Origin of the sequence: Diaphorobacter ruginosibacter (assembly GCF_040396215.1) — a bacterium.
Taxonomy (GTDB): domain Bacteria; phylum Pseudomonadota; class Gammaproteobacteria; order Burkholderiales; family Burkholderiaceae_C; genus Diaphorobacter_A; species Diaphorobacter_A ruginosibacter_A.
Window position 1 is genome coordinate 1 of the sequence record NZ_JBEBOW010000021.1, and the last position, 23,841, is coordinate 23,841.

A 23,841-nucleotide genomic window follows, 5' to 3' on the forward strand; every position below is an offset into this window, starting at 1 on the left:
GATGTTACTCGCTAGTACCTGAAACTAGTGCGTCTACCAATTCCGCCACCTGGGCATCTCAGGAAAGATTTAGATTGTATATCAAAAAAATGCACTCGCAGCCGTTTCCCGCAAATCAATCGGATGAGATTGAAGGAACCGTGCAGGGACACCGTGATGGGCACGGCTTTGTGATTCGTGATGATGGCGAGCCGGACATCTACATTCCCGCCAACGAGATGCGCGCGGTCCTGCACAGGGATCGTGTCCGGGTGCGTATTGCGCGCCTGGACAAGCGCGGCCGTCCCGAGGGGCGGGTGCTGGAGATCGTCGAGCGGCCGCACTATCCGGTCATCGGCCGGCTGCTCAATGAAAGCGGGGTCTGGCTGGTCGCGCCGGAAGACAAGCGCTATGGACAGGACGTTCTGATCCCCAAGGGCGCGACGGGCACGGCCAGGCCGGGGCAGGTGGTGGTGGTCGAGCTGACGGAGCCGCCCGCGCTGTACGGCCAGCCCGTCGGACGCGTGACCGAAGTGCTGGGCGAGGTGGACGATCCCGGCATGGAAATCGAAATCGCCGTGCGCAAGTACGGCGTGCCGCATGAGTTCTCCGAAGCCTGCCTGGCGCAGGCCAAGGCGCTGCCGGAGAAGGTCCGCGCGCAGGACAAGCGCCGCCGTGTGGACCTGACCGACATTGCGCTGGTCACCATCGACGGCGAGGATGCCCGCGACTTTGATGATGCGGTCTATTGCGAGCCGGCCAAGGTCGGACGCTCCAAGGGATGGCGGCTCTTGGTGGCGATCGCCGACGTGAGCCACTATGTCGAGAACGGCAACGCCATCGACGTGGATGCGTACGAGCGCGCGACCAGCGTCTACTTCCCGCGCCGGGTGATTCCGATGCTGCCGGAGAAGCTCTCGAACGGCCTGTGTTCGCTGAACCCCGAAGTCGAACGCCTCTGCATGGTCTGCGACATGCTGATCACGGCGGATGGCGAGATTCATGCGTACCAGTTCTACCCGGCGGTCATGTGGAGCCATGCGCGCTTCACCTATACCGAGGTGGCCGCGATCCTTGGCAATACGCGCGGACCGGAGGCTGCCAAGCGCCAGGATCGCGTTGACGATCTGCTCCATCTGCATGGCGTCTACACGTCGCTGCTCGCAGCGCGCCAGCGCCGCGGCGCGGTGGATTTCGAAACCACGGAAACCCAGATCGTTTGCGACGAAAACGGCCGTATCGAGAAGATCGTCCCGCGCGTGCGCAACCAGGCGCACCGGCTGATCGAGGAGGCGATGCTGGCGGCCAACGTCTGCAGCGCCGACTTCATCCTGCAATCCAAGCGCCCCGGCCTGTTTCGCGTGCACGATGGCCCGACGCCCGAGAAGGTCGACATTCTGCGCGCCTACCTGAAGGCTCTGGGCGTGGGCATGAGCGTCAGCGACGAGCCCAGGACGGCGGAGTTCCAGATGATCGCCAACGCGACCAAGGACCGCCCCGACGCCCAGCAGATCCACACCATGCTGCTGCGTTCCATGCAGCAGGCGATTTATTCGCCCTACAACAGCGGCCATTTCGGCCTTGCGTTCGACGCCTATACCCACTTCACCAGTCCGATCCGCCGCTATCCCGATCTGCTGGTCCACCGGGTGATCAAGTCGATCCTGAACAACACCAAGTACAAGCTGCCCACGCTGCCCGAGCAGGGCGAGGCCTATGACAAGCTGGTCAAGCGGCTGGCCGGGCGCGTGCAGGAGCCGGGCCTGAAGCCGCTTTCCATGTCGATGCGGCGCGAGCTGGAGGCATGGGAGGCCGCGGGCCTGCATTGCAGCGCGAATGAACGCCGCGCTGACGAGGCCAGCCGCGATGTCGAGGCCTGGCTCAAATGCCGCTACATGCGCGAGCATCTGGGAGAGGAATACAGCGGCGTCGTCACCGCCGTCACGACCTTCGGCATATTCGTCACGCTCGACGAACTGTACGTCGAAGGGCTGGTTCACATCACCGAGCTGGGGGGCGAGTATTTCAAGTTCGACGAGGCGCGCCAGGAACTGCGCGGCGAGCGCACTGGCATTCGCTACGCCATCGGCGCGCGTGTGCGGGTGCAGGTCAGCCGCGTCGACCTGGACGGGCGCAAGATCGATTTCCGTCTGGTACGCGACGCGCTCGAACTCTCCTCTGCGGCTTCCGGCAGGCAGCGGGCCAGCCCGGGGCAGACCGCACGCCCGGCAGAGCGTGCGGCAACGCGCCCCGAGGACATGGCGCGCATTCGGGACAAGGACATGCGGCTTGCAGGAAAACCCGCTCGCGCCAAGACTGGAAAGCAGGAAAAATCGGCGTATGCGGCCAAGCCGGACGGCAAGAAGGGCTCGCGCAAGAGCGCGGGCAAGGGCCGCAAGCCCCAGCGCTGAGGCGTGGCGTGAAGGCTTATGTGCAAAGGAGATGACGCGGAAATGGTTGAAGTGGCGCAAGACAGGAAGCCAAGGGTCGCGCTGGTCACGGGCGCGGGCTCGGGGATCGGCAAGGCTGCGGCATTGGCGCTGCTGGCCGATGGCTGGCGGGTGGTATTGACGGGGCGCCGCGAAGCGCCGTTGAAGGAGACCGCCGCGCAATCGGGGGCGGGCGAGCGCGCGCTGGCCGTGGTCTGTGACGTCACGGATCCACAATCGGTGCGCCATGCTTTCGATGCCGCCGTCTCGGCCTTCGGCCGCGTCGATCTGCTTTTCAACAATGCGGGCATAGGCGCGCCGGCCATTCCCCTGGAAGACCTCGCGGTCGAGCAGTGGAAGGCGGTGGTCGACACCAACCTGAACGGCATGTTCTATTGCATCCAGAACGCGTTCCGCGTGATGAAGTCCCAGGCGCCGCGCGGCGGCCGCATCATCAACAACGGCTCCATTTCCGCGCACACGCCGCGCCCCAATTCCATTGCCTACACGGCCACCAAGCATGCCGTGATGGGGCTGACGAAAACAGCTTCGCTCGATGGCCGCAAGTACGACATCGCGGTGGGACAGATCGACGTGGGCAACGCGGCCACCGAGCTTGCGCAGCGCATGGCGCAGGGCGTCATGCAGGCGCACGGACAGGTGGCGCAGGAGCCCTTGATGGACGTCGACATCGTCGGGCAGTCCGTGCTGTACATGGCGAATCTGCCGCTCGAAGCGAACGTCATGTTCCACACCGTGATGGCGACCAAGATGCCATTTGCCGGCCGTGGTTGAGGGGTGGATATCTCCTGATCTTCTTCGCTGGACGTGGCGTCACCCGGGCCGCGCCGCCTCGCGCAACTGCCTGTTGGCCGTGCTGGCGCTGCTGATGGCGGCCACGGCCGCGCGGGCGCAGCTGGCGCATGCCCCGGACTTCGCGGCCAGGGCGCACGACGAGACCGGCATGGCCACGCGCACGCTGGCATGCACCACCTGCCATGGCGTGCAGGGGCGCGCCACTCCCGGCGGCTACTTTCCGCGCATCGCGGGCAAGCCTGCCGGATATCTCTACAACCAGTTGCTGAACATTCGTGACGGCAGGCGCAGCTATCCGACGATGTCCTACCTGCTGGAGAATCTGACGGACGGATATCTGCGCGAAATGGCCGGGTACTTCGCCTCGCTCAAGGCGCCATACCCCGATCCCGTTGCGCCGCAGGAGCCGCCATCGGTTCTGGAACATGGCCGCAAGCTGGTGTTCCAGGGGGATGCGGCGCGTTCGCTTCCGGCCTGCGTGCAATGCCATGGCAAGGCGATGACAGGCGTGAACCCCTTCGTTCCGGGCCTGCTCGGACTGCCGCGCGACTATCTCAACAGCCAGCTCGGCGCCTGGCAGACGGGCCGGCGGCATGCGCAGGAGCCGGACTGCATGGCCGCGGTGGCCAGGCTGCTGAGCGCGCAGGATGTCAGCGCCGTCACCGCCTGGCTTTCCGCCCAGGCGGTGACGGGCGACGGCGCCGCCGCGGCACGGGCGGAGCAGCCCATGCCGCTTCGCTGCGGAGGCGTCGCGCAATGAGGCGCATGGTGATGATCCCGGGCGGCGCCCTGGCGCTTGCCGCCGTCTGTGCGGCGGCGGTGCACCAGCTCAACCGCATCGACGAAGCGCCGCTCGAGGCGGTGGAGACCGTGCAGGCCACGCCGGGGCTGATCCGCAAGGGTGAATATCTGGCGCGCGCCGGCAATTGCATGGCGTGCCACACGGTGCCGGGCGGGGTGCCTTTTGCCGGCGGCCGGGCGATCGAGACGCCGTTCGGCATCATCTACTCCACCAACCTCACGCCGGCTGGCAAGACAGGCATCGGGAGCTGGAATTCGTCCGAATTCTGGCGCGCCATGCACAATGGCCGCGCCCGCGACGGGCGATGGCTGTATCCGGCGTTCCCCTACACCAGCTACACCCGGGTGACGCGAGGGGATTCGGATGCCATCTGGGCCTACCTGCGCAATCTCGCGGCGGTGGAACAGGAGAATCGCCCCCATGCGCTGGATTTCCCATTCAGTTCCCAGATCGCGCTGGCGGGCTGGCGTGCGCTGTTTTTCCGGCCCGGCAGGTTTGAGCCCGATCCCCGGAAATCCGCCGACTGGAATCGCGGCGCCTATCTTGTCGAGGGGCTGGGGCATTGCGCGGCCTGTCATACGCCTCGCAATATTCTGGGCGCCACGCGCGAAGGCGCGGCGTTTCGCGGCGGACTGATTCCGGTGCAGAACTGGTATGCGCCAGCGCTCAATTCCGCTCGTGAGGCCGGTGTGGCGCAATGGCGCCTGGAGGACGTCGAGCGCCTGCTGAAAGTCGGCGTGACGCCGCACGCCAGCGTGTCCGGGCCCATGGCGGAGGTGGTCTTTCGCAGCACGCAATACCTGGACGGCGATGATCTGCGCTCCATTGCGACCTACCTGCGCGAGCTGCCCCAGCAGCAGGCCGCAGCGGCCCCCGAGCCGAAGCCGCCGGGCGAAGCCGTGACGGCGCTGGGCGCAGGAATCTACCGCGACAACTGCGCGCAATGCCACGGCGAGCGCGGGCAGGGCGATGGCGAATCCTTTCCCGCCCTGGCGGGCAACCGGGCCGTGACGCTGGATAGTCCGACCAACGTGGTGCGGATTGTGCTGCAGGGCGGCTACATGCCCGCCACCGCCGGCAACCCGCGCCCCCAGGGCATGCCGCCTTTTCTGCATGTGCTCGGCGACAAGGAAATCGCGGCCGTGGTCTCCTACATCCGCAACGCTTGGGATAATCGGGCGTCCACCCTCGACGCCACGCAGGTGTATCGCATACGCGAGCGCCGGGGCTCATGAGAACAACCGGAGTGACCAACCAAGCCGATGACCGAAATGCCAGTGAACGCAGCCAGTGAAACCGCTGGGGGAGAACCTTTGGTGCGGCGCGTGATTTGCCTGTGCGCGCAATGGTGCGTGGTCTGCAACCAGTATCGGCCGCAGTTCGAGCAGTTGGCGGCGCAGTTTCCCGAAGTCCGCTTCAGTTGGGTGGACATCGAGGACGAGGAGGCCTCCATGGGCGACTATGAGGTCGAGACCTTTCCGACCCTGTTGATTTCCGAAGGCAGCGAGGCGCGCTTTCTCGGCCCCGTGCTTCCCCAGCCCGCGCTGGTCGGCACGCTGCTCAATCGTCTCATGGAGCAAGGCACGCGCTCCAGCGACGCGCAGGCGGATGCGCTGCTCGGGCGGATCGGGAAGATACTGGAGTAGCCAGGCAGCGCCCCGGGCGATGCAAAATGCATGCCGTTCCTCTATGCATGCAACCCGCATTCTGGCTATAATGTCAACTTCACGACCAAACGGGCGGATTCCAAACCGCCCTTTTTTTTTGGGCGTTTGCTTTGCGGGTGCGGTATCCGCGGCAAGCGTCCGGAATGCGTATTCGGGAAACAGGAACGAGCACATACGTGGCATTGCAGCAAATCGTTGAACAAACCGTGACCGGGCTGGGCTATGACCTGGTGGAGATCGAACGCTCCGCGGGTGGCCTCTTGAGAATCACCATCGACCTGCCATGGCAACCGGATGCCGGGCAGGCGGCCGGGGCTGAGCAATTCATCACGGTGGAAGATTGCGAGAAAGTCACGCGTCAGCTGCAATTTGCGCTCGAGGTCGATGCGATCGACTATGCGCGCCTGGAGGTGTCGTCCCCGGGGATCGATCGCCTCCTGCGCAACGAACAGGATTTTCAGCGCTTTGAAGGCGAAGAAGTTGACATCACGCTCAAGGAGCCGGTGGGCGCGGCCGGTGGCCAGCTGGTCAACGCCAATCGCAAGAAATTTCGTGGCACGCTTGAGCGGGCCGAGAACGGTGGCTGGCAGGTCGTCTGGAGCGACGCGCCGCCCGTCAAGCCCGGCCAGCGCGTGAGCAAGAAGCGTGAGCCTGCGCCATTGCAGGCACTGGGTTTTACGTTGGATGAATTGCGCGAGGCGCGTCTTGCACCCATTGTCAATTTCAAGGGGCGCGGCGCCAGACCAGGCCAAGAGGCGGGTTGAACGTTGGAAATACGGGTTCGCAAGCCAGAATGTAGGTGGCTGGCTTCGCCCCAAAGTGATTGAAACAGGAGAGTCGTCGAATGAATCGCGAATTGTTGATGTTGGTTGAGGCCATTTCGCGTGAAAAGAATGTTGAGCGTGATGTGGTGCTGGGCGCGGTGGAATCCGCCCTGGCGCAGGCAACCAAGAAGCTCTATCAGGGCGAAGCGGACATCCGCGTCGCCATCGATCGTGACAGCGGCGAATACAACACTTTCCGCCGCTGGCTGGTCGTTCCCGATGATGCCGGCCTGCAAAATCCCGACGCCGAAGAGCTGCTGATGGATGCGCTGGACCGCGTGCCCGGTATCTCGGTGGGCGAGTACATCGAGGAGGAGGTCGAGTCCGTGCCGATCGGCCGCATCGGTGCCATGGCCGCCAAGCAGGTCATTCTGCAGAAGATCCGCGACGCGGAGCGCGAGATGCTGCTCAACGACTTCATGAGCCGCGGCGAGAAGATCTTCACGGGCACGGTCAAGCGCATGGACAAGGGCGACATCATCGTCGAATCCGGCCGTGTGGAAGGCCGCCTGCGCCGCAGCGAGATGATCCCCAAGGAAAACCTCCGCAACGGCGACCGCGTGCGCGCCATGATCATGGAAGTGGACCTGACGCTGCGCGGCGCGCCGATCATTCTCTCGCGCTCTGCGCCCGAGTTCATGATCGAGCTGTTCCGCAACGAAGTGCCTGAAATCGAGCAGGGCCTCCTTGAAATCAAGAGCTGTGCCCGTGATCCGGGCAGCCGCGCCAAGATCGCCGTGCTCTCGCACGACAAGCGCGTCGATCCGATCGGCACCTGCGTGGGGGTGCGCGGCACGCGTGTCAATGCCGTGACCAACGAACTCGCGGGCGAGCGTGTCGACATCGTGCTGTGGTCGGACGATCCGGCGCAGTTCGTGATCGGCGCATTGGCGCCCGCGAACGTAACTTCCATCGTCGTGGACGAGGAAAAACACGCCATGGACGTGGTCGTGGACGAGGAAAACCTCGCCATCGCCATCGGCCGTGGCGGCCAGAACGTGCGATTGGCTTCCGACCTCACCGGCTGGAAGATCAACATCATGGACGCTGCCGAATCCGCCCAGAAGCAGGCGGACGAAACCAGCGCCGCGCGCCAGTTGTTCATGGACAAGCTGGACGTGGATGAGGAGATCGCCGACATTCTCATCGAGGAAGGGTTCACCAGTCTCGAAGAAGTGGCCTATGTGCCGCTGCAGGAAATGCTGGAGATCGAAAGCTTCGATGAAGACACCGTGAATGAGCTGCGCGTGCGCGCCAAGGACGCATTGCTCACCATGGAAATCGCACGTGAAGAGAGCGTTGACGGCGTCTCGCAGGATCTGCGCTCTCTGGACGGCCTGACGCCCGAACAGATCGAAAAGCTGGTTGCCGCCGGCGTGAATACTCGTGACGATCTGGCCGACCTGGCCATTGATGAGCTGACCGAACTGACCGGACAGTCCGCTGAAGAAGCGAAAGCCTTGATCATGAAGGCGCGCGAGCACTGGTTCACAGGTCAAGAGTAAAGGTCAGGGAGGTACGAGCACAATATGTCGAGTAACACAGTCGCCGAGTTCGCCGCCGAACTCAAGAAAACCCCAGTCATGCTGTTGGACCAATTGAAGTCCGCCGGCGTGACAAAGGCATCTCCGAGCGATGCCCTGACCGAGGCTGACAAGCAGAAACTGCTTGCCTATCTGCAGGCCAGCCATGGCACGTCAGGTGCGGATCGCAAGAAAATTACTTTGGTGAAAAAATCCACTAGCGAAATCAAGCAGGCCGATGCTACGGGCAAGGCTCGCACCATTCAGGTTGAAGTGCGCAAGAAGCGCACGTTCGTCAAGCGCGAGGACGGCATGGACGGCGCTGGCGCCGATGCCGCCGAATCCCAGGCCGCAGCCGCGCAGGAAGAATCCTCCGCCGCCGATCAGGATCTGGCGCGCCGCGAGGAAGAGGCCCGCCGCAGCGCCGAGCTGATTCGCCGCCAGGAAGAAGACCTGGCGGAGCAGCGCCGCGAGCGCGAAGAACGCGAACGCCGCGACCGCGAGGCCGAAGAGCGCGCGGCCGCCTACATGGCCGCCGAAGCCGAGAAGAAGGCCGCGGCCAATGCCGCACGCAAGGAAGCTGCCGCCGAGGCCGCCGCCGATGCGGAAGCACGCGCCAAGGCCCAGGCGGAGGCCCGTGCCAAGGCGGAAGCCGAATCCAAGGCTCGCGCAGACGAGGAAGCCGCGCGTGCGGCCGATCTGGATGAGCGCCGCCGCAAGGCCCTGGCGGAAGCCGAGGCCATTCGCGCCATGATGGCCGCACCCAAGAAGGTGCTCGTCGCCAAGAAGCCCGAGGAGCCCAAGCCGGCCCCCAAGGCCGCCACCGGCGATGCCAAGAAGGGAACGCTGCACAAGCCGGCAGCGGGGGCGGGCGGCGCACGCACGAATGCACCAGCCCCGGCCGCCGGCGCTGGCGCGGGCAAGGAAGTGAAGTCTTCCAAGCTGTCTTCGAGCTGGGCCAACGACGGCGCGAAGAAGAAGGAAATCAAGACCCGTGGCGATGCCTCGGGTGGCGTGAACAATCGCTCCAACTGGCGTGGCGGCCCGCGCGGCGGCCGCCGCGGCGGCGACCGCAACGAGCATCATCAGCAACATGCGCCGGTGGAGTTCCGCGCCATCGAAGTGCACGTGCCGGAAACCATCACGGTGGCCGAGCTGGCGCACAAGATGTCGGTCAAGGCGAGCGAGCTGATCAAGGTTTTGATGAAGATGGGCCAGATGGTCACCATCAACCAGTCGCTGGACCAGGACACGGCCATGATCGTGGTCGAGGAAATGGGCCACACCGCGAAGGTGGCAGCCCTGGACGACCCGGAAGCGTTCACCGCCGAGGAAGTGTCCAATTCGGAAGCCGAACTGCTGCCGCGCGCACCGGTGGTGACCGTGATGGGCCACGTCGACCACGGCAAGACCTCGCTGCTGGACTACATCCGCCGCTCCAAGGTGGCGGTGGGCGAAGCGGGCGGCATCACGCAGCACATCGGCGCATACCACGTCGAGACGCCGCGCGGCATCGTCACCTTCCTGGATACCCCGGGCCACGAGGCTTTCACGGCCATGCGTGCGCGCGGTGCGCAGTCCACCGACATCGTGATTCTGGTGTGCGCGGCCGACGACGGCGTGATGCCCCAGACCAAGGAAGCGATCAAGCATGCCAAGGCAGCCAACGTGCCTATCGTCGTGGCGATCACCAAGGCCGACAAGCCAGAGGCGAACGTCGAGCGCGTGAAACAGGAACTGGTGGCTGTCGAGGTGGTGCCCGAGGAATACGGTGGCGATTCGCCATTCGTGGCTGTGTCGTCCAAGACCGGCGCGGGTATCGACGACCTGCTCGAACAGGTGCTGCTGCAGGCCGAAGTGCTGGAGCTCAAGGCTCCGGTGGACGCTGCTGCCAAGGGTATCGTGATCGAAGCGCAGCTCGACAAGGGCCGAGGCTCGGTGGCGACCGTGCTGGTGCAGTCCGGCACGCTCAAGGTGGGTGATGTGGTCCTCGCGGGCCAGACTTTCGGCCGCGTGCGTGCGATGCTGGACGAGAACGGCAAGCAGACCAAGGAAGCCGGACCGTCCATTCCCGTCGAAATTCAGGGCTTGAACGAGGTGCCGCAGGCGGGTGATGATTTCATGGTCCTGCAGGACGAGCGCCGCGCCCGCGAAATCGCCACCTACCGCGCGGGCAAGTTCCGCAACACCAAGCTGGCCAGGCAGCAGGCGGCCAAGCTGGAGAACATGTTCGCCGAAATGGGCGCGGGCGAAGTGCAGACCCTGCCCCTGATCATCAAGGCGGACGTGCAGGGCTCGCAGGAAGCGCTGGCGACCTCGCTGCTCAAGCTGTCCACCGACGAGATCAAGGTGCAGATCGTGTACTCCGGCGTGGGCGGCATCAGCGAATCCGACGTGAATCTGGCGATCGCCTCCAAGGCGATCATCATCGGCTTCAACGTGCGCGCGGATGCCCAGGCTCGCAAGACCGCCGAAGGCAACGACGTGGACATCCGCTACTACAACATCATCTACGACGCTGTGGATGAGGTGAAGGCCGCGATGTCGGGCATGCTGGCGCCGGAGCAGCGCGAAGAGGCCATCGGCACGGCGGAAATCCGCACCGTGTTCGTGGCGTCCAAGATCGGCACGGTTGCAGGCTCCTACGTCACTTCCGGCGAAGTCAAGCGCAACTGCAAGTTCCGCCTGCTGCGCGACAACATCGTCATCTACACCGGCGAGGTCGAATCGATCCGCCGTCACAAGGACGATGTCAAGGAAGTCAAGGAAGGCTTCGAGTGCGGTATCAAGCTCAAGAACTACAACGACATCAAGGAAGGCGACATGCTCGAACTCTTTGAGATCAAGGAGATTGCCCGCACGCTGTAAGGCGGCGCGCAGGAGCAAGGCAAGAGCATGGCAGCGAAGAAATCCTCCACGCCCAACCGCGGCTTCAAGGTCGCGGATCAGATCCAGCGCGACTTGTCCGAACTGATCCGAGAGCTCAAGGATCCACGCCTTGGCATGGTGACCCTGCAAAGCGTGGAGGTCACGCCCGACTACGCGCACGCGAAGGTGTTCTTCAGCGTGCTCGTGGGCGATCCCGGTGCCTCGGAAGATGCGCTGAACCAGTCCGCTGGCTTCCTGCGCAACGGTCTGTTCAAGCGCCTGCACATTCACACCGTGCCGACGCTGCATTTCCACTTCGACCGCACCACCGAGCGTGCGGCTGACATGAACGCCTTGATCGCCAAGGCCGTTTCATCGCGCGCCAAGGACGACTGAGCATGAACGCGCCACGCACAAGGGTGCAGCGGCGCCCTGTGCATGGGGTGTTGCTGCTCGATAAGCCGCTGGGGTGGTCCAGCAACGACGCTTTGCAGAAGGTGAAGTGGTTGCTGCGCGCCGAAAAAGCCGGACACACGGGAACGCTCGATCCTTTGGCCAGCGGCGTGTTGCCGCTGTGCTTCGGCGCGGCTACCAAATTCAGCCAACTGCAGCTGGAAGCGCCCAAGACCTACGAAGCCGTCGCGCTGCTGGGCGTGACCACCACCACGGCTGACGCCGAGGGTGAGGTGCTCCAGGAAATCGAGGTGACTGCGGACATGCTGGCGCCGCAGCGCATTGAAGCCGTGCGCCGGCAGTTCACCGGCCCGATCCGTCAGGTTCCTCCCATGCACAGCGCGCTGAAGAAGGACGGCAAGGCGCTGTATGAATATGCGCGCGCGGGCGTGGAAGTCGAGCGCCCCGCGCGCGATGTGACCATCCACGCGCTGACGATCGAGCCCATCGGCACGGATGACGGCAGGCCCGCGCTGCGCCTGACCGTCCAATGCAGCAAGGGCACCTACATTCGCACGCTGGGAGAGGATATCGGCAAGGCGCTCGGATGTGGCGCGCACCTCACGTTCCTGCGCCGCATCGACACTGGCGGCATCGGCGTGGACCGCTGCGTGAAGCTGGCCGATCTCGAGGCCATGAGCGAGGAAGAACGCATCGCGCAGCTGCAGCCGGTGCAGATGCTGCTGGCCGGGCACGCAACTGTCACGCTCGACAAGGAAAATGCGGGGCGTTTTCTCTCGGGCATGCGCCGCCGCGGCACCTGGCCAGATGCCGGCGCGGTTGCCGTGTTCGCGCAGTCACCGCACGCGCTGCTGGGCGTGGGGCATGTCACGGGGGGAGAGCTGGTGCCAGACCGGCTGCTCAGCCCGATCGAAATTCAACAGATTCTGGAAAGCTCGCCGCGTGCTGAACGCGGCACATTGGAAACAACGCTATGAGCACACAAATCCGCAATATTGCGATCATCGCGCACGTCGACCATGGCAAGACCACGATGGTTGACCAACTGCTGCGCCAGTCCGGCACATTCGCCGAGCACGAAAAAGTGGTCGATACCGTCATGGACAACAACGCCATCGAGCGTGAGCGCGGCATCACGATTCTGGCCAAGAACTGCGCGGTGAGCTGGCAAGGCACGCACATCAACATCCTGGATACGCCCGGCCACGCGGACTTCGGCGGCGAAGTGGAGCGCGCGCTGTCGATGGTCGACGGCGTCGTGCTGCTCATCGACGCGCAGGAAGGCCCGATGCCGCAGACGCGCTTCGTGACCAAGAAGGCGCTGGCGCTGGGCCTCAAGCCCATCGTCGTGGTGAACAAGGTGGACAAGCCGGGCGCGCGTCCCGACTATGTCGTGAATGCGGCGTTCGACCTGTTCGACAAGCTCGGCGCGACGGATGAGCAGCTCGACTTCCCCGTGGTGTACGCCTCCGGCATCAATGGCTGGACATCGCTGGAAGAAGGCGAGCCGGGCGAGCAGTGGGGCCCCGACATGTCGGCCCTGTTCGACACCATCCTCAAGCATGTGCCTTCCGTGCAAGGCGATGCTGGCGCTGCGCTGCAGATGCAGATTTCCGCGCTCGACTATTCCACGTTCGTGGGCCGTATCGGCGTGGGCCGCATCAACGCCGGCACCTTGAAGCCCGGCCAGGACGTGCTGGTGATGGCCGGCCCCGACGGAAGCTCCTACAAGGGCCGCGTCAACGAAGTCCTGAAGTTCCAGGGCCTGGACCGCGTGAAGGTCGCAGAGGCGGGGCCAAGCGACATCGTGCTGATCAACGGCATCGAGAACATCGGCATCGGCGAGACCCTTACCGATCCCGCCAACCCGCAGCCGCTGCCGATGCTCAAGATCGACGAGCCGACGCTGACCATGAACTTCTGCGTGAACACCTCGCCGCTGGCGGGACGTGAAGGCAAGTTCGTGACCAGCCGCCAGATCTGGGACCGCCTGCAAAAGGAACTGCGCTCCAACGTGGCCCTGCGCGTGAAGGAAACGGATGAGGACGGTATCTTCGAGGTTTCCGGCCGTGGCGAATTGCACCTGACGATTCTGCTCGAGGAAATGCGCCGTGAAGGCTACGAGCTGGCGGTGTCCAAGCCGCGCGTCGTGTACCGCGAGATCAATGGCGAGAAGTGCGAGCCGATCGAGCTCGTGACCGCCGACCTGGAGGAAGGCCATCAGGGCGGCGTGATGCAGGCCCTCGGCGAGCGCAAGGGCGAGCTGGTGAACATGGAATCCGACGGACGTGGACGTGTGCGTCTGGAATACCGCATTCCGGCACGCGGCCTGATCGGCTTCACCAATGAATTCCTGAATCTGACGCGCGGCTCGGGCCTGATCTCCAACATCTTCGACAGCTATGAGCCGCACAAGGGCGATATCGGCGGCCGTAAGAACGGTGTGCTGATCTCCATGGACGATGGTGAAATCTTCACCTACGCCCTGGGCAAGCTCGATGACCGCGGCCGCATGTTCGTGAAGGCGGGCGACCCCGTGTACGAAGGCATGATCGTCGGCATCCATAACCGCGACAACGACCTGGTGGTGAACGCCACGCGTACCAAGCAGCTCACCAACTTCCGTGTGTCCGGCAAGGAAGATGCGATCAAGATCACGCCTCCGATCGACCTCACGCTGGAGTACGGCGTCGAATTCATCGAGGACGACGAACTGGTCGAGATCACGCCCAAGTCGGTGCGCCTGCGCAAGCGTCACCTCAAGGAGCACGATCGCAAGCGCGCATCGCGCGAAGCATAAGCAGATCTGAACGCACCGGCGGTCATTCGCCTGGGCTCCATGGGCGCTGCCTCGAAAGAGGCAGCGCTTTTTTGTTTTTTGTTTCCAGCGATGGCGGGCCCCGCCGTTCGTTTGATATCCGATTCGTATCGAAATCTTGATTTTTAGAATTGGACAGGTATGTACCGCCTCCCAATAATGGCCTGCAAACACGCGCCTCCATACCTTCGGGGCGCAGCAGGAGACAGTGCAGATGCAGGCAGATTCGCCCTACGCGGGCCCGTTGGAGGGCGTGCGTGTTCTTGATCTTTCGAGCGTGATTTTCGGCCCCTATGCCAGCCAGGTGCTGGCCGATTATGGTGCCGAGGTCATCAAGATCGAGCCACCGTCGGGCGACTCCACGCGCCACACCGGACCGGCGCTGGAAGAGGGCATGGCGGCCATGTTTCTTGGCAGCAACCGCAGCAAGAAGAGCGTGGCGCTCGATCTCAAGCGGGCCGATGCGCAACAGGCGCTGCTGGCGCTGCTGGCGACCGCCGACGTGTTCATGCACAGCATGAGACCGCAGAAACTGGCGAAACTGGGCCTGGACAAGGACACGCTGCGCGAGCGCTTTCCCCGGCTGATCTACGTGGGGCTGCACGGTTTCGGAGAAGACGGCCCATATGCGGGGCTGCCCGCATATGACGACGTGATCCAGGGCATGAGCGGCCTGGCCGATCTGATGGACCGCCAGAACGGCCAGGCTCGCTATCTGCCGACGATCGCCGCCGACAAGACCTGCGGGCTCGTGGGAGCGCACGCCATACTGGCGGCGCTGTTCCAGCGCGAGCGCACGGGCGTAGGCTGTTTTGTCGAGGTGCCGATGTACGAAACCATGGTCGGCTTCAATCTGGTGGAGCATTTCTACGGCATGCACTTCAATCCGCCGCTGAGCGCTCCCGGCTATCCCCGTGTGATGGCCGCATCGCGCAGGCCCTACAAGACGCGCGACGGCTACGTCTGCATGATGCCCTACACCGATCTGCACTGGCGGCGCTTCTTTGAATCGGTGGGCCGGCCAGAGCTGGCCCGCGACGAGCGCTATGCGGATCAGGCGGCGCGCACGCGCAATATCGATGAGCTGCTGGCCTTGTTAGGTAGTTTCGTCATCGAGCACGATACGGCGCACTGGCTCGGCGTATGCGACAGGCTGGAGATCCCCGCCGCCGCCGTGGCGCGGCTGGAGCAGCTCCCGGATGACGCGCATCTGAAGGCCACGGAGTTCTTCGTGCCGATCAAGGACCGCGCGATGGGCGAGATTCGCTTCCCCCGGTCTTCCGTGCGCATGGATGGGCGGCAGGCTCCCATCACCATGCCGCCGCGCCTGGGTGAGCACACGCATGAACTGCTGAAGGGCGCGGGCCTGGGTGACGCGGAAATCGCCGCGCTCAAGAGTTGATCAAAGAAAGCACAAGGAAACTTCCGAATGACCTCATCCGCCTTGCCCGATCCGAAGACGCTTGATTCCATTGCCCGCATGGGGCAGGGCGTGTACTGGCAGGACATCGCCGTCGGCCAGCGGTGGCGCACGTTCCGCCGCACCGTCACCGAAACCGATCTGGTGAACTTCATCAACGTGACGGGCATGGTGGAGGCGCTCTTCATCGATGCCGGCTTCGAGGACGGCGCGATCAAGGGCCGGCCCGTGCCGGGAGCGCTTACTTACACGCTGATCGAAGGCTTCATCCTGCAATCGATGATTCAGGGCACCGGTCTTGCCATGTTGGAACTGCACCAGAAGATCCTGGCGCCGGTGGTGGTGGGCGACTCGGTGCAGGCCCTGGTCGAGGTCACCGCGATCCGCCCGGCCAGCAAGAGCAACCGCGCCGTGGTGACGTCGCAAATCACCGTCTACAACCAGCGGCAGGAGGTGGTCATGGAATACACGGCAACCCGCCTCCTGGCGGGGAGGCCGCCGAGCGTTTCGGCAACAGAGTGATTGTTTAACACGATATCAAGGAGACAGCACAATGAGCAGCAACACCTATCATTTCCCATTTTCATCCCAGCCCGCTTCTCGCCGCAGGCTCGTCATGCGATTGCTGGCGGCGGGGCTGGGAGTGGCGGGTGCCATGGGGGTTCAGCCCGCATGGGCGGATGGCTGGCCGAACAAGCCGATCACACTGGTGGTGCCGTTCCCGCCGGGCGGCCCCACCGATATGGTGGCGCGTGTGCTGGCGCAGAGCGTGGGCGAGCAGCTCAAGCAGTCCGTGATCGTTGACAACAAGCCGGGAGCGAACGGCAACATTGGCAATGCCTACGTCGCCAAGGCCGCCGCCGATGGTTATACGGTGCTCTACAACACATCGTCGATTGCGTTGAGTCCGTCGCTCTACAAGAAGCTCAGCTATAACCTGAATACCGAACTGGCGCCCGTGGTGCTGACCGCGGTGGTGCCGCTTGCCCTGGTGGTGAATCCGGACAAGGTCAAGGCCCAGACCGTTGCCGAATACGTGCAGCATGCAAAGAGCCAGAAAGGCAATGTTTCCTACGGCTCCGCTGGCAATGGCAATGTGACGCACCTGGCCGCATACCAGTTCGTGCAGCATTACGGCATCGAGGCCACCCACGTGCCCTACAAGGGCAGCGCGCCTGCGGACGTGGATCTGGTGGCGGGGCAGATCGACTTTCTGACCGACACCATCAATTCGGTTTCGGCCTTCATCAAGGATGGCAAGTTGAGGCTGCTGGCGGTTTCCACCCCCAGGCGGCTGCCCAATTTCCCGCAGGCTCCCACGCTCGCGGAGAGCGGGATGACGGGCTATGAGTCGGGCGCGTGGCAGGGCGTGATGGTTCCGGCGAAGACGCCCCAGGACGTCATCGACAGGCTCAACCAGGCATTCAACCACGCGCTCAAGGACCCCGAAGTGCTCAAGAAGCTGGCGATCCAAAGCACGGAGCCCCTTGGCTCGACGCCCGCTGAGTATGGCGAGTACATCCAGAAGGAGCTCAAGCGCTGGGCATCCGTGGTCAAGAGCACGGGTGTCTCGCTGGATTGATTTCTTGCCGGGCAACCGGCGGCGTTGTCGCGGATTGCGCATGAAATGGCTCATTTGATGTCACGCCATTTGGAACGATGTTGCAGGGTTTGCATATAGACTATTCGGTTGAGACGGACGGCATGGCGCAGCTCGCAAGTTCGCAAGCGCGGCTGCCGTTCTGCATAACCTTTGCTTTCCCTGGAAGGATGAAAAAATGACGGAGATGGCGGCGGAAGTTCTGACCGAGGTGCGTGGCCAGGTCGGATTCATCACACTCAATCGCGCCAAGGCGCTGAACGCGCTCTCGCTGGGCATGGTGCGCGATCTGCTGGACGTGCTGCTGAAGTGGCAGAAGGATGACAATGTGCTGGCCGTGGCGATTCGCGGCAACGGCAAGGAGGGGCCGTTCGGCGCGTTCTGCGCCGGTGGCGACATCCGCTTCCTGCACAAGTCGGGTAGCACCGGCAATCCTGAACTCGAGGACTTCTTCACCGAGGAATATGCGCTCAACTACCTGATTTTCGAATTCGGCAAGCCTTACATCGCCTTCATGGACGGCATCGTCATGGGTGGCGGGATGGGCATCAGCCAGGGCGGCTCGGCGCGCATCGTCACCGAGCGCACCAAGATGGCCATGCCGGAAACCATCATCGGGCTGTTCCCGGATGTGGGCGGCGGCTACTTCCTCTCGCGCTGTCCGGGGCGCGTGGGCGAATGGCTGGCGCTGACGGGCGACACGATCGATGGCGCATCCGCCATCGCTGCGGGGCTCGCGGACGGCTTCATGCCTTCGGACAGGCAGGCAGCCGTCTGGGAGCAGTTGGGCTGCGGGAAATTCGCAGACGGCGCGGCGATCCAGAAGTGGGTCGAATCGCAGTACGTCGCGGCGGGCGAGGGCGCGATCGGCAACCGGGAACATATCGACAGGTTTTTTGCGCTGCCCACGGCGCTCGACATCATCGCCGCGCTTGAGAAAGACGGCGATGCGTGGTGCGGCAAGACCGCCGCCGCGTTGCGCAAGCGCTCGCCTCTGATGCTGGAGGTGGTGCTGGAGCAGGTGCGGCGCGCGCGCGGGATGAGCCTGGCCGAAGACCTGCGCATGGAGCGCGATATGGTGCGTCATTGCTTCTTCCTGCGCCCGGGCCAGAGCGAGACCATCGAAGGCATTCGGGCGCTTGCCGTGGACAAGGATCACGCGCCCAGGTGGAACCCCGCGCGGGTGGAAGACGTGGATGCGGCATTGGTGCAGGCCTTCTTCAAGAGCCCGTGGCCAGCGCATTCGCACCCGCTGGCTTTTCTCCGGTAACGCTCGCGCGGCTCCCCGGGAGCGCGCGCGTCCGGAATGCAAAACAGCTCCTCAAGGGAGCTGTTTTCACGCGGAGCCTTGCCGCAGGGACGTGAGGGCGATCAGCGATGGCGGCTCTTCATGGCGCGTTCGACTTCGCGCTTTCCTTCGCGGTCCTTGATGACGTCGCGCTTGTCGTGTTCGGCCTTGCCCTTGGCGAGCGCGATGTCGCATTTCGCGCGGCCATCCTTCCAGTGCAGGTTGATGGGTACCAGCGTATAGCCCTTTTGCTCGACCTTGCCGATCAGCCGCTTGATCTCTTCCTTGTGCAGCAGCAGCTTCTTGATGCGCGCGGCGTCGGGGTTGACGTGGGTGGAGGCGGTCTTGAGCGGGTTGATCTGGCAGCCGATCAGGTACAACTCGCCATCCTTGATGATGACGTAGCCGTCGGTCAACTGGGCTTTCCCTTCGCGCAGCGCCTTCACTTCCCAGCCGTGCAGGACCATGCCAGCCTCGTAGCGTTCCTCGAAGAAATAGTTGAAGCTCGCCTTCTTGTTATCCGCGATGCGCGACGAAGTGTCAGGTTTATTTGCCATAGTGAATAGATGCGGCGCACATGGAGGTAATAAAGCCCTCTCTACAATATTTGTCGTCTCGCACTATTGGATTTTAGGCCCAGAGGCTTGCGGCGCTGCCCAGGCACCGACAATCGAGGGTATTCGCCTGCCGGGCAAATGCGCATCTGGCAAAGTATTTTTCATGAAAACAGTCAACAAAACCGTCCTGATCTGGTACAGCCCCGAGGAAATGTTCAATTTGGTGACCGATGTGGCCAAGTATCCCGAGTTCCTGCCATGGTGCGATTCCGCCAGGGTGCTGGAAGAGGACGGGCAGGGCATGACCGCCGAGGTCGGCATGTCGCTGGCGGGTTTTCGCAAGTCGTTCATCACCCGCAATACGCATGAGTTGAACCGCCGCGTCGGCATGCGCCTGATGAAAGGTCCGTTTTCCAGGCTGGAAGGAGACTGGTTCTTCCATCCCGTGGGCGATGGCTCGCAGCGGGCCTGCAAGGTCGAGCTGCGGCTGGCCTACGGATTCGACAACCTGACCCTCTCCGCCATCGTCGGCCCGGTGTTCGACAAGATCGCCGCGTCCATGGTGGACGCGTTCATCGAGCGCGCCGAGAAGGTCTATGGCTGAAGCAAAGGCGGGGGCCGTCGTCGTGCGCGTCACCGTCGTGACCTCCGGGGCGGCGCGCCAGACATGCGAGTGGCAGCTCGAACTGCCGGCCGGCGCTACCGCGCAGGATGCGCTCGATGCCTGCGGCATCGACACCGGCGATCCCGCCTACGGAGCCAGTATCTGGGGCCGCAATGCCACGCTGCAGCGGCGTCTGCGCGATCAGGACCGGGTGGAGTGGTGCCGGGGCCTCAAGGTCGATCCCAAGGTCGCGCGGCGCGAGCGTTTCGCGAGCCAGGGCAGCCGCGGCGCGGGGCTGTTTTCCAAGCGCAGGCCGGGGGCGAAATCCGGCTACTGACGCCGCGTCCCGGGCGACTTCAACGGTTTCAGGCGTGGGCCGGAACCGGCTGGCGGCTGGCCGCGATCAGCCCCATGCGCACCATGGTGTGATGATTGGCGCCCATGCTCACGGCGCTGCTGGGCAGCGCTCCGGCGACATGGGGCTTGCCTTGCGATGTGAAGTGCAGCGCAGGCTCGGGATGGGCCTCGCCTCGGGTGTCGAGCAGGCTTGCAACGACCGGGAAGTGGCTGGATTCGCCGCGGCGCAGCACGATGGCCGTGTCCCCGTTGTCGAGTTTGACGAACGTTCCGGGCGGGTACAGGCCGATGGTGCGCAGGAGCATGAACCCCACTTCGTCGTTGGAAGACACGTTCTTTCCGAGCAGCGTGCGGATGGATTCGGTCGCGCTGCGGCCCGCGCGCGAACGCCGGGGGCTGATGAAGGCGGCGTAGCGATCGACCGTCGCCAGAATGTGGGTGAGGCGCTCCTGCGGCTGAAGGCTCCTGAGCGGCTCCCGAGCGTGGTGGCGCGGCGCGGCATGGTGCTGGGCCACCGAGGCAAGCCACAGCGCATCGTCCACGCCGGCTTGTTCGAGCAGCTCCGTGCCATGCCTGGCGTGCTGGTCGACGGCGTTCTGCTGCTGTGCGGAAATCGGGTCGGCGCGCTCTGCCAGCTCGTCCTGCAACCGGGTCATGCCGATGTTCATGGTGAAGGCCGCGCGCACCAGCGAGTCGCGTTCGCGCCTTGGCAGTCCCAGCTCCTGCGCGAGCATATGGCAGAGCGCGGCACACACCAGCGCATGCGAGACGCTGTAGCCCGTGCCGTTGCCGCTGGCGAGCTGGAAGATCAGATAGAGCGTGGCGTCGATGTCCTGCGCGACCAGGTCCTGCAGCCATTGATCGCACTGGCGTACCTTGGCGGTGAAATCGGCGGACAGCAGCGGCTTGTGCAGCAGGAACCCCAGCGCGGCCTGCATGTCGCTCCATTGCGCGAGCAATGCCTCGTAGGGGTTGGCGGGGCCGGAGTCGGCCAGCGGGCCGGTTGGCGGGCTCATGGCGGCGGCTCCAGGCTACTTTCTTTCCAGCACCATCTCGTCGTTGGTGCGTGTCATCTGGAAGGCGTTCAGGAAGCTGTTTCCCAGGAGCACATAGGGCATGTCCTGCGGAACGACGACCGCATCCACGTTGCGCACTTCGATGTCTCCGGCGCGAACGCTTTGCAGCACGACATGGTGCGCCTGCACGTTGCCGTTGCCGGTACCGATCATGACCCGCGGGCCGCTCTGGAAGGAAATCCCCATGCGCCGGGCTTCGGACTGGCTGAGCGCCACGGTGGTGGCGCCGGTGTCGACCAGGTAGCGCATGGCCTGGCCATTGATCTGGCCGGAGTTCATGAAATGGCCGCGGGCATCCGCCTTGAGCACCAGCTTCTGGCGGCCGGCGGCCGCCAGCGGGCTGACGTTCACGGGGGTGTCGCCCAGTCGCAGTGTCTGGCGGATTCCGTCGAACTCGATCACCGCGCTGTCGCCGGCAACGGACAGCACCTTGATGCCGGAGGCGGAGTCGCCCGCGCCAAGGGTGCGCGGCGCGCTGCCATCGATGACGAGCAGCGCCCGGTTGCCCAGGATGCCCGCCAGCGTGGCCTGCTGCGCCGTGGCGGGCATTGCCAGGCTGGCGAGCAGCAATGCGATGGCCGGCGCGGTGCGTGCGCTGGCCGCAGGAAGGCGTGTTTTGCCCATGGCGCGGCGACCGGGAAATCAGTCGCGGAAGTTGTCGAAGGACAGCGGCAGATCGGCCACGTCCTTGCGGATCAGCGCCATGGCGGCCTGCAGGTCATCGCGCTTGGCTCCGCTCACGCGCACTTTTTCTTCCTGGATGGCGGCCTGCAGCTTGAGCTTGCTTTCCTTGATGAGTTTCTGCAGCTTCTTGGCGTTCTCGCTGTCGATGCCGTTGCGCACCTTGACGATCTGCTTGAGCTTGTCGCCGCCGATCTTCTGCGGCTTGCCGATGTCAAGGAAGCGCACGTCCACGTTGCGCTTGGTGAGCTTGTTGCGCAGGATGTCCTCGACCTGCTGGAGCTGGAACTCGGCGTCGCCGAACAGGGTGATCTCCTTGTCCTTGAGCTCGATGCCGGCGGACGTGCCCTTGAAATCGAAACGCGTTCCGATTTCCTTGGCGGTGTTTTCCACGGCGTTCTTCACTTCGACGAAATTGGCTTCGAGGACGGTATCAAAAGATGGCATGACTTGGGCTCTGGGTAATCCGTATACAAACCCGATGGCATGGCCCCGGGTGCGACAATTGGGTCGATGTTAGTCGAGAACAACGTTCCTCTCCAGCAATACAACACCTTTGGCATCGTTGCCAAGGCCCACACGCTCGTGCGCGTCCAATCGGAGGACGACGTGCTGGCGCTGATCGCCAATCCCGCGCTGGCCGGGCTGCCGGTCTTCGTGCTGGGCGGCGGCAGCAATATCGTGATCACCGGCGATGTGAAGCCGGTGGTGCTGAAGATGGAGATCAAGGGCCTGCGCCTGGCCGGGCAGACCGACAAGGCGTGGATCGTGGAGGCCGGCGCTGGCGAGGTCTGGCATGAGGCGGTGGCCTGGACCGTCGCCCATGGCTATCCGGGCCTGGAGAACATGGCGCTGATTCCGGGCACCGTGGGCGCGGCTCCGGTGCAGAACATCGGCGCTTATGGGGTAGAGCTGCAGGACCGGTTCGATTCGCTCGATGCGGTCGATCTGGCCACAGGCAAGACCTTTTCGCTGGATGCGGCGCAATGCGCCTTCAGCTATCGGGATTCGATCTTCAAGCACGCCCCCTCGGCCGCGGGCGAATACAGCGATCTTCCGCGTGGAATGGGGCTGGCGGGCAGGGCTGTGATCACCCGCGTGCGCTTTCGCCTGCCCAAGCAGTGGAAGCCGGACCTGGGCTATGCCGACCTTGAGCGCAAGATGGCGGAGACCGGCGTGAGCGAACCCACGCCACGGCAGATATTCGACTGGATCTGCGAGATCCGGCGCGCCAAGCTGCCGGATCCGTCGGTGATCGGAAATGCCGGGAGCTTCTTCAAGAATCCCACGGTCACAGAATACCAATGCAGCGACATCATCGCGCGTGAGCCCCGGATCGTTCACTACCCGATGCCCGATGGGTCGGTCAAGCTCGCGGCGGGCTGGCTGATCGACGCCTGCGGCTGGAAGGGCAAGTCCATAGGCAAGGCGGGCGTCTATGAACGGCAGGCGCTGGTGCTGGTCAATCGCGGCCAGGGCGAGGAAAGCGTGACAGGCGGCGAGGTGATGACGCTGGCCAAGGCCATTCAGACCAGCGTCTACGAGCGGTTCGGCATCCGGCTGGAGCCCGAGCCTGTCGTGGTCTGAGCCTTTGGTGCCGACGCGAAAATGCCGCGCCGGCTTCGCGCCGCGCGGCATTCCGGGCCTGGTGGGGCTTGTGGCTACATGCGCCAGAAGGAGGCGCGGAAGAGCAGGCTTTCAATGCGGTTCGGCGCCTTTTCCTCTACCGCGATTTCCACGGGGATGAACGCCTTCTGGCAATCCAGGAGATAGGCGGTGGCGTTGGGCGCGGGGCTTTTCACGCGCCCCGCGAGCTTGCAGGAACCCACGGTTTCATGCAATTGCTTCAAGGCAGCCTGGACCTGCTCGGCGGGTGCCTGCTTGTTGAATTCCGCGGAGAACATGCTGGCGGTCAAGGGGGTGCCGATACCTTCGAGCGAGTCCAGCACATTCTTCACGCGCTTGTCGAGCGCCTGTTGCACCGCATCGCTGGGGCCGGTCTGCGCGGCCGGCGCGGGGGCCGAGGCGGCATCGTCTGCGGCCATGGCCGGCGTGCCTGCAAAACCTGCCACAAGCGCGGCGGCGACAAATGCTGGGATGCGAATCTTCACGAGGAAT

23 protein-coding genes are annotated in these 23,841 nt (G+C 64.1%); 18 read left to right on the top strand and 5 right to left on the bottom strand.

The window, feature by feature from the left end; all coding sequences use genetic code 11:
• Positions 1-89: 89 nt before the first annotated feature.
• From rnr to ABWP92_RS04635, 15 genes are all read left to right on the top strand, one after another.
• Positions 90-2,390: a ribonuclease R gene (gene rnr / locus ABWP92_RS04565; protein ID WP_353234204.1), complete on the top strand. Its 2,301-nt coding sequence runs from the start codon at positions 90-92 to the stop codon at positions 2,388-2,390.
• Positions 2,391-2,432: 42 nt separating this feature from the next.
• The gene (locus tag ABWP92_RS04570) at positions 2,433-3,203 is read left to right on the top strand and encodes an SDR family oxidoreductase (protein ID WP_353234173.1); all 771 of its coding nucleotides are present in this window, start codon (positions 2,433-2,435) and stop codon (positions 3,201-3,203) included.
• Positions 3,196-3,984, top strand: coding sequence for a c-type cytochrome (locus ABWP92_RS04575; protein WP_353234174.1), 789 nt, complete (start codon positions 3,196-3,198; stop codon positions 3,982-3,984). The genes ABWP92_RS04570 and ABWP92_RS04575 overlap by 8 nt, the downstream gene beginning before the upstream one ends.
• Positions 3,981-5,261, top strand: coding sequence for a c-type cytochrome (locus tag ABWP92_RS04580; protein WP_353234175.1), 1,281 nt, complete (start codon positions 3,981-3,983; stop codon positions 5,259-5,261). Before ABWP92_RS04575 ends, ABWP92_RS04580 begins: the two co-directional genes overlap by 4 nt.
• 36 nt (positions 5,262-5,297) lie before the next feature.
• Positions 5,298-5,672, top strand: coding sequence for a thioredoxin family protein (locus tag ABWP92_RS04585; protein ID WP_353234176.1), 375 nt, complete (start codon positions 5,298-5,300; stop codon positions 5,670-5,672).
• Between the two features lie 197 nt (positions 5,673-5,869).
• Complete coding sequence (gene rimP / locus ABWP92_RS04590) at positions 5,870-6,457, top strand: ribosome maturation factor RimP (protein WP_353234177.1); 588 nt, start codon at positions 5,870-5,872, stop codon at positions 6,455-6,457.
• Between the two features lie 80 nt (positions 6,458-6,537).
• Positions 6,538-8,022: a transcription termination factor NusA gene (gene nusA / locus ABWP92_RS04595; protein ID WP_353234178.1), complete on the top strand. Its 1,485-nt coding sequence runs from the start codon at positions 6,538-6,540 to the stop codon at positions 8,020-8,022.
• 24 nt (positions 8,023-8,046) lie between these two features.
• On the top strand, positions 8,047-10,908 hold the full coding sequence (infB, locus tag ABWP92_RS04600) for a translation initiation factor IF-2 (RefSeq protein ID WP_353234179.1): 2,862 nt from the start codon (positions 8,047-8,049) through the stop codon (positions 10,906-10,908).
• Positions 10,909-10,935: 27 nt separating this feature from the next.
• Positions 10,936-11,304 carry a 30S ribosome-binding factor RbfA gene (rbfA, locus tag ABWP92_RS04605; protein ID WP_353234180.1) on the top strand — a complete coding sequence of 123 codons (369 nt, stop codon included), beginning with the start codon at positions 10,936-10,938 and terminating at the stop codon, positions 11,302-11,304.
• A gap of 2 nt (positions 11,305-11,306) precedes the next feature.
• Positions 11,307-12,299, top strand: a complete 993-nt coding sequence (gene truB, locus ABWP92_RS04610; RefSeq protein WP_353234181.1) for a tRNA pseudouridine(55) synthase TruB — start codon at positions 11,307-11,309, stop codon at positions 12,297-12,299.
• A complete protein-coding gene (gene typA, locus ABWP92_RS04615) occupies positions 12,296-14,122 on the top strand; it encodes a translational GTPase TypA (RefSeq protein ID WP_353234182.1) in 1,827 nt (608 codons plus the stop codon). The genes truB and typA overlap by 4 nt, the downstream gene beginning before the upstream one ends.
• Before the next feature lie 232 nt (positions 14,123-14,354).
• Positions 14,355-15,542, top strand: a complete 1,188-nt coding sequence (locus ABWP92_RS04620) for a CaiB/BaiF CoA transferase family protein (protein ID WP_353234183.1) — start codon at positions 14,355-14,357, stop codon at positions 15,540-15,542.
• 27 nt (positions 15,543-15,569) lie between these two features.
• A complete protein-coding gene (locus ABWP92_RS04625; protein ID WP_353234184.1) occupies positions 15,570-16,082 on the top strand; it encodes a MaoC family dehydratase in 513 nt (170 codons plus the stop codon).
• A gap of 133 nt (positions 16,083-16,215) precedes the next feature.
• Positions 16,216-17,142, top strand: coding sequence for a Bug family tripartite tricarboxylate transporter substrate binding protein (locus ABWP92_RS04630; protein ID WP_353234205.1), 927 nt, complete (start codon positions 16,216-16,218; stop codon positions 17,140-17,142).
• 196 nt (positions 17,143-17,338) lie between these two features.
• Positions 17,339-18,430: an enoyl-CoA hydratase/isomerase family protein gene (locus ABWP92_RS04635; RefSeq protein ID WP_353234185.1), complete on the top strand. Its 1,092-nt coding sequence runs from the start codon at positions 17,339-17,341 to the stop codon at positions 18,428-18,430.
• Between the two features lie 101 nt (positions 18,431-18,531).
• Here the strand turns inward: ABWP92_RS04635 and smpB are convergent, their stop codons facing one another.
• On the bottom strand, positions 18,532-19,005 hold the full coding sequence (smpB, locus tag ABWP92_RS04640) for an SsrA-binding protein SmpB (RefSeq protein ID WP_353234186.1): 474 nt from the start codon (positions 19,003-19,005) through the stop codon (positions 18,532-18,534).
• Positions 19,006-19,168: 163 nt separating this feature from the next.
• On the opposite strand from smpB, the gene ABWP92_RS04645 reads away from it, so the two are divergent.
• Positions 19,169-19,609 (top strand): type II toxin-antitoxin system RatA family toxin, encoded by a 441-nt coding sequence (locus tag ABWP92_RS04645; RefSeq protein ID WP_353234187.1) that lies wholly within the window; start codon positions 19,169-19,171, stop codon positions 19,607-19,609.
• Positions 19,602-19,946 carry an RnfH family protein gene (locus ABWP92_RS04650; protein WP_353234188.1) on the top strand — a complete coding sequence of 115 codons (345 nt, stop codon included), beginning with the start codon at positions 19,602-19,604 and terminating at the stop codon, positions 19,944-19,946. The genes ABWP92_RS04645 and ABWP92_RS04650 overlap by 8 nt, the downstream gene beginning before the upstream one ends.
• Before the next feature lie 28 nt (positions 19,947-19,974).
• On the opposite strand, the gene ABWP92_RS04655 is transcribed toward ABWP92_RS04650, so the two are convergent.
• Genes ABWP92_RS04655 through ABWP92_RS04665 form a run of 3 tightly spaced genes read right to left on the bottom strand, consistent with a single transcriptional unit; the run spans position 19,975 to position 22,170 of the window.
• On the bottom strand, positions 19,975-20,982 hold the full coding sequence (locus tag ABWP92_RS04655; protein ID WP_353234189.1) for an HD-GYP domain-containing protein: 1,008 nt from the start codon (positions 20,980-20,982) through the stop codon (positions 19,975-19,977).
• A 15-nt stretch (positions 20,983-20,997) separates the two neighbouring features.
• Positions 20,998-21,666, bottom strand: coding sequence for a retropepsin-like aspartic protease family protein (locus ABWP92_RS04660; protein WP_353234190.1), 669 nt, complete (start codon positions 21,664-21,666; stop codon positions 20,998-21,000).
• An 18-nt stretch (positions 21,667-21,684) separates the two neighbouring features.
• Positions 21,685-22,170, bottom strand: a complete 486-nt coding sequence (locus tag ABWP92_RS04665) for a YajQ family cyclic di-GMP-binding protein (protein WP_353234191.1) — start codon at positions 22,168-22,170, stop codon at positions 21,685-21,687.
• 66 nt (positions 22,171-22,236) lie between these two features.
• Here ABWP92_RS04665 and murB point away from each other — a divergent pair, with 66 nt between their 5' ends.
• Positions 22,237-23,310 carry a UDP-N-acetylmuramate dehydrogenase gene (gene murB / locus ABWP92_RS04670; RefSeq protein ID WP_353234192.1) on the top strand — a complete coding sequence of 358 codons (1,074 nt, stop codon included), beginning with the start codon at positions 22,237-22,239 and terminating at the stop codon, positions 23,308-23,310.
• A 74-nt stretch (positions 23,311-23,384) separates the two neighbouring features.
• Here murB and ABWP92_RS04675 read toward each other — a convergent pair whose 3' ends face one another.
• On the bottom strand, positions 23,385-23,834 hold the full coding sequence (locus tag ABWP92_RS04675) for a hypothetical protein (protein ID WP_353234193.1): 450 nt from the start codon (positions 23,832-23,834) through the stop codon (positions 23,385-23,387).
• Between the last annotated feature and the right edge of the window lie 7 nt (positions 23,835-23,841).

What these genes read in the sequence shown, in the direction of transcription:
- rnr (WP_353234204.1), top strand. Translation starts at nt 90, where the DNA reads ATGCACTCGCAGCCGTTTCCCGCAAATCAATCGGATGAGATTGAAGGA.
- ABWP92_RS04570 (WP_353234173.1), top strand. Translation starts at nt 2,433, where the DNA reads ATGGTTGAAGTGGCGCAAGACAGGAAGCCAAGGGTCGCGCTGGTCACG.
- ABWP92_RS04580 (WP_353234175.1), top strand. Translation starts at nt 3,981, where the DNA reads ATGAGGCGCATGGTGATGATCCCGGGCGGCGCCCTGGCGCTTGCCGCC.
- ABWP92_RS04585 (WP_353234176.1), top strand. Translation starts at nt 5,298, where the DNA reads ATGCCAGTGAACGCAGCCAGTGAAACCGCTGGGGGAGAACCTTTGGTG.
- nusA (WP_353234178.1), top strand. Translation starts at nt 6,538, where the DNA reads ATGAATCGCGAATTGTTGATGTTGGTTGAGGCCATTTCGCGTGAAAAG.
- infB (WP_353234179.1), top strand. Translation starts at nt 8,047, where the DNA reads ATGTCGAGTAACACAGTCGCCGAGTTCGCCGCCGAACTCAAGAAAACC.
- rbfA (WP_353234180.1), top strand. Translation starts at nt 10,936, where the DNA reads ATGGCAGCGAAGAAATCCTCCACGCCCAACCGCGGCTTCAAGGTCGCG.
- truB (WP_353234181.1), top strand. Translation starts at nt 11,307, where the DNA reads ATGAACGCGCCACGCACAAGGGTGCAGCGGCGCCCTGTGCATGGGGTG.
- typA (WP_353234182.1), top strand. Translation starts at nt 12,296, where the DNA reads ATGAGCACACAAATCCGCAATATTGCGATCATCGCGCACGTCGACCAT.
- ABWP92_RS04620 (WP_353234183.1), top strand. Translation starts at nt 14,355, where the DNA reads ATGCAGGCAGATTCGCCCTACGCGGGCCCGTTGGAGGGCGTGCGTGTT.
- ABWP92_RS04625 (WP_353234184.1), top strand. Translation starts at nt 15,570, where the DNA reads ATGACCTCATCCGCCTTGCCCGATCCGAAGACGCTTGATTCCATTGCC.
- ABWP92_RS04630 (WP_353234205.1), top strand. Translation starts at nt 16,216, where the DNA reads ATGGGGGTTCAGCCCGCATGGGCGGATGGCTGGCCGAACAAGCCGATC.
- ABWP92_RS04635 (WP_353234185.1), top strand. Translation starts at nt 17,339, where the DNA reads ATGACGGAGATGGCGGCGGAAGTTCTGACCGAGGTGCGTGGCCAGGTC.
- smpB (WP_353234186.1), bottom strand. Translation starts at nt 19,005, where the DNA reads ATGGCAAATAAACCTGACACTTCGTCGCGCATCGCGGATAACAAGAAG.
- ABWP92_RS04645 (WP_353234187.1), top strand. Translation starts at nt 19,169, where the DNA reads ATGAAAACAGTCAACAAAACCGTCCTGATCTGGTACAGCCCCGAGGAA.
- ABWP92_RS04650 (WP_353234188.1), top strand. Translation starts at nt 19,602, where the DNA reads ATGGCTGAAGCAAAGGCGGGGGCCGTCGTCGTGCGCGTCACCGTCGTG.
- ABWP92_RS04655 (WP_353234189.1), bottom strand. Translation starts at nt 20,982, where the DNA reads ATGAGCCCGCCAACCGGCCCGCTGGCCGACTCCGGCCCCGCCAACCCC.
- ABWP92_RS04660 (WP_353234190.1), bottom strand. Translation starts at nt 21,666, where the DNA reads ATGGGCAAAACACGCCTTCCTGCGGCCAGCGCACGCACCGCGCCGGCC.
- ABWP92_RS04665 (WP_353234191.1), bottom strand. Translation starts at nt 22,170, where the DNA reads ATGCCATCTTTTGATACCGTCCTCGAAGCCAATTTCGTCGAAGTGAAG.
- murB (WP_353234192.1), top strand. Translation starts at nt 22,237, where the DNA reads ATGTTAGTCGAGAACAACGTTCCTCTCCAGCAATACAACACCTTTGGC.